The 2863-nt window shown below is 56.7% G+C and carries 2 protein-coding genes; both read left to right on the forward strand.

Annotated features, from left to right (window positions below; genetic code table 11):
* Positions 1 to 687: 687 nt before the first annotated feature.
* Positions 688 to 2001 carry a replication-associated recombination protein A gene (locus QZR21_RS08875; RefSeq protein ID WP_296975010.1) on the forward strand — a complete coding sequence of 438 codons (1314 nt, stop codon included), beginning with the start codon at positions 688 to 690 and terminating at the stop codon, positions 1999 to 2001.
* A 12-nt stretch (positions 2002 to 2013) separates the two neighbouring features.
* Positions 2014 to 2863: DNA translocase FtsK 4TM domain-containing protein (locus QZR21_RS08880; RefSeq protein ID WP_296975012.1), on the forward strand; the 850-nt coding region annotated here is incomplete at its 3' end.

Raw genomic sequence — 2863 nt, forward strand, 5'->3', positions numbered from 1 at the left:
CCAATCGCTAACCTCCGTCTGCTTCGCAGCCACCTCCTTCCCAAGGAAGGAGGCTAATAATCGGCGGCGAAGCCGCCAGACCTCAACTCTCAACTCTCAAATCTATTTTTGAAAACCCCGTCATAGTCATTTATCTGGGAGATTTCTCGACTCATCGAAGCTGTAGCGATTTTAAGGACAGATTCTTTCAGCATGCTTCCACCGCTCGAAATGACGTTATGAGGGTAGAGTCAGATGGGGATAGATGGAATCTGACGGTTCTGCGGCGAAGCCGCCTTGACCTCAACTCTCAACTCTCAAATCTATTTTTGAAACCCCGTCATAGTCATTTATCCGGGAGATTTCTCGACTCATCGTAGCTGTAGCGATTTTTACCGGTAGAGCCACATAGCATGCTGCCACCGCTCGAGATGACGGGGGATATGCAGAGTCACTAAGAGTGATGGCGGGAGCCGCAGATGGGGACAGTTGGAATCGGCCCGAAGGGCCTGATCCGCTCAAGGCTCAATGCCCTGTACGTACACACGCTGCTTAGCCATGGGACTGCTGCGGAGCGGCTGTAGACCTAGACCTAGATCTAGATCTAGATCTTCAGGGCCACAGGCCCGGGTCCTTTCATCCCAATTTGAAATTCATTGACCGTTATGGGATAATAGAAAGGAACATTTGTATTTAAGTGAGGCGGCTATGGATTCTTTATTTGACTTTGACAACGGAGAGAAGCCTTCCTATGCGCCACTGGCGGATCGGATGCGGCCGGAGCGGCTGGATGAGATCCTGGGGCAGGAGGCGGCGGTGGGGAGGAATTCCTTTCTTTACTGCATGATCGAGCGGGATACGGTCCCCTCTATCCTGCTCTTCGGGCCCCCCGGCTGCGGGAAGACCACCATTGCTTCGGTGATTGCGAAGATGACGAAGAGCCATTTCGTGAAGCTCAATGCTACCGCCAGCGGGACGAAGGAAATCCGGGACGTGGTGGCGAAGGCGAAGGATGAGCTCCGGTACTACCAGCGGCGGACCATTGTCTTTATCGATGAAATTCACCGTTTCAACAAGGGCCAGCAGGACCTGCTGCTTCCTTACGTGGAGGACGGTACCATTATCCTTATCGGTGCCACCACAGAGAATCCCTATTTCGAGATCAACCGGCCTCTTCTTTCCCGGGTGCGGCTTATCCGGCTCCAGGCGCTGCCGCAGGAGGCGGAAATCGCCATTCTCCGCCGGGCGCTGACGGATTCGGTGAAGGGGCTGGGGAGTTACGGCTATCAGGCATCGGATGACGTGCTCGCCCTCATTGCGTCCTATGCGTCCGGGGACATCCGGATGGCCCTGAATCTTCTGGAGCAGGCGTCTTCCATGGTACCCATGAACGGCACTCTCACGGAAAAAGAAGTGAAGGAAGTGGCGGGGGACCATGTGGCGGCGTACGACAAGAACAGTGATTACCATTACGATATTGTGTCCGCCTTTATCAAGAGTATGCGGGGCAGCGACCCGGACGCGGCGCTCCATTACATGGCCCGCATGATTGCGGGCAGCGAGAAGCCTTCCTTCATTTCCCGGCGCATCATGATCTGTGCGGCGGAGGATGTGGGTCTCGCAGATCCCCGGGCCCTCACGGTGGCGGTGTCCGCTGCCCAGGCGGCGGAAATGGTGGGGTTCCCGGAAGGCCGGATTCCCCTGGCGGAGGCGGTGCTTTATATCTGCCTGGCGCCGAAGAGCAACAGCGCCATCATGGGCATCGATAAGGCGTCGGCGGAAGTAAGGACGAGGACGGACTGGTCCATTCCGGATTACCTCAAAGATGCCCATTACAGCGGGGCCCATGAACTGGGCCATGGCAATGGCTACCGGTATCCCCACGATTTCGGGGGCTGGGTGGACCAGCAGTATATCCCCGACGAGCTGAAGGGGCATCATTATTATGTGCCCGTCAGAAACGGGGAGGAAAAGTCTATTTCCGAGCATTGGGAAATACGGACAAAGAGAAAACAGGAGTGATTGGGTTTCGGTATGAAGAAGAAAACAGCAGCCCCGAGACGGCGTAAGGCGAAGACCTCCGGTGGGGCGTCCAGCAGCAGTTATGAAATATCAGGGATCATCATCTTCCTCTTCGGCGTTTTTGCGCTGATTTCCCTGTTCAGCGATGGCACGGGAATGGTGGGGAAAATGGTGAGCGACGGGATTCACTTCCTTTTCGGGGTGGGTTCTATTTTCTGCGCCCTCTTTCTGATTGTTTTCGGCGGGCGCTATGCCCTCCTGTCCCGGGGGATTTCCTTTTCCCGGAGGAACCTGCTGGTGGGGGGGCTTTTCGTCATCTTCCTGACCCTGGTGCATCATTACTATGTGCCCCTGGGACGGGAAATGGACATTTCTGAGATTCTCCACTACGGCGGCGTCATCGGCGGCGGGCTCTCTGCCGTCTTCCACGGGGCCCTGGGGGAAATCGGGACTACCATTCTCTTACTGGGACTCCTGCTCATTGATATTCTCCTCCTCACCCACTGGTCCCTGTCCAAGGGGGCGGAAAAGGTGGGGAGCCGGGCCCAGACCATCAGCCGGAAAACCGGGGAGCGCCTGGGGGACGTAGCCCAGAAGATCCGGGATAAGAAGGCCGCCATGGATGCGGCCCGTTCCGCTGCCCGGCTGGAAGTGCTGGACGATAAGCCTACGGAATTTATTTTCAAGAAAAAAGAAGAGGAACCGGAAGAACAGCCGGCGGAACCGTCGGTGGAAGAACCGGCACCAGAGCCATCGGAGGAGCCGGCAGTAGAGCCGAAAGAGGACCTGCCTGCAGAGGAACCCACGGTGGATGGTCTCGTTTCGGAGACTGAGGAACCTGCGGACGAGGAACCGGCAGAGG

Origin of the sequence: uncultured Dialister sp. (assembly GCF_900541605.1) — a bacterium.
Lineage (GTDB): Bacteria > Bacillota > Negativicutes > Veillonellales > Dialisteraceae > Dialister.

Bases quoted from the DNA above. Each gene is read 5' to 3' on its own strand.
- QZR21_RS08875 (WP_296975010.1), top strand. From the start codon at position 688: ATGGATTCTTTATTTGACTTTGACAACGGAGAGAAGCCTTCCTATGCG.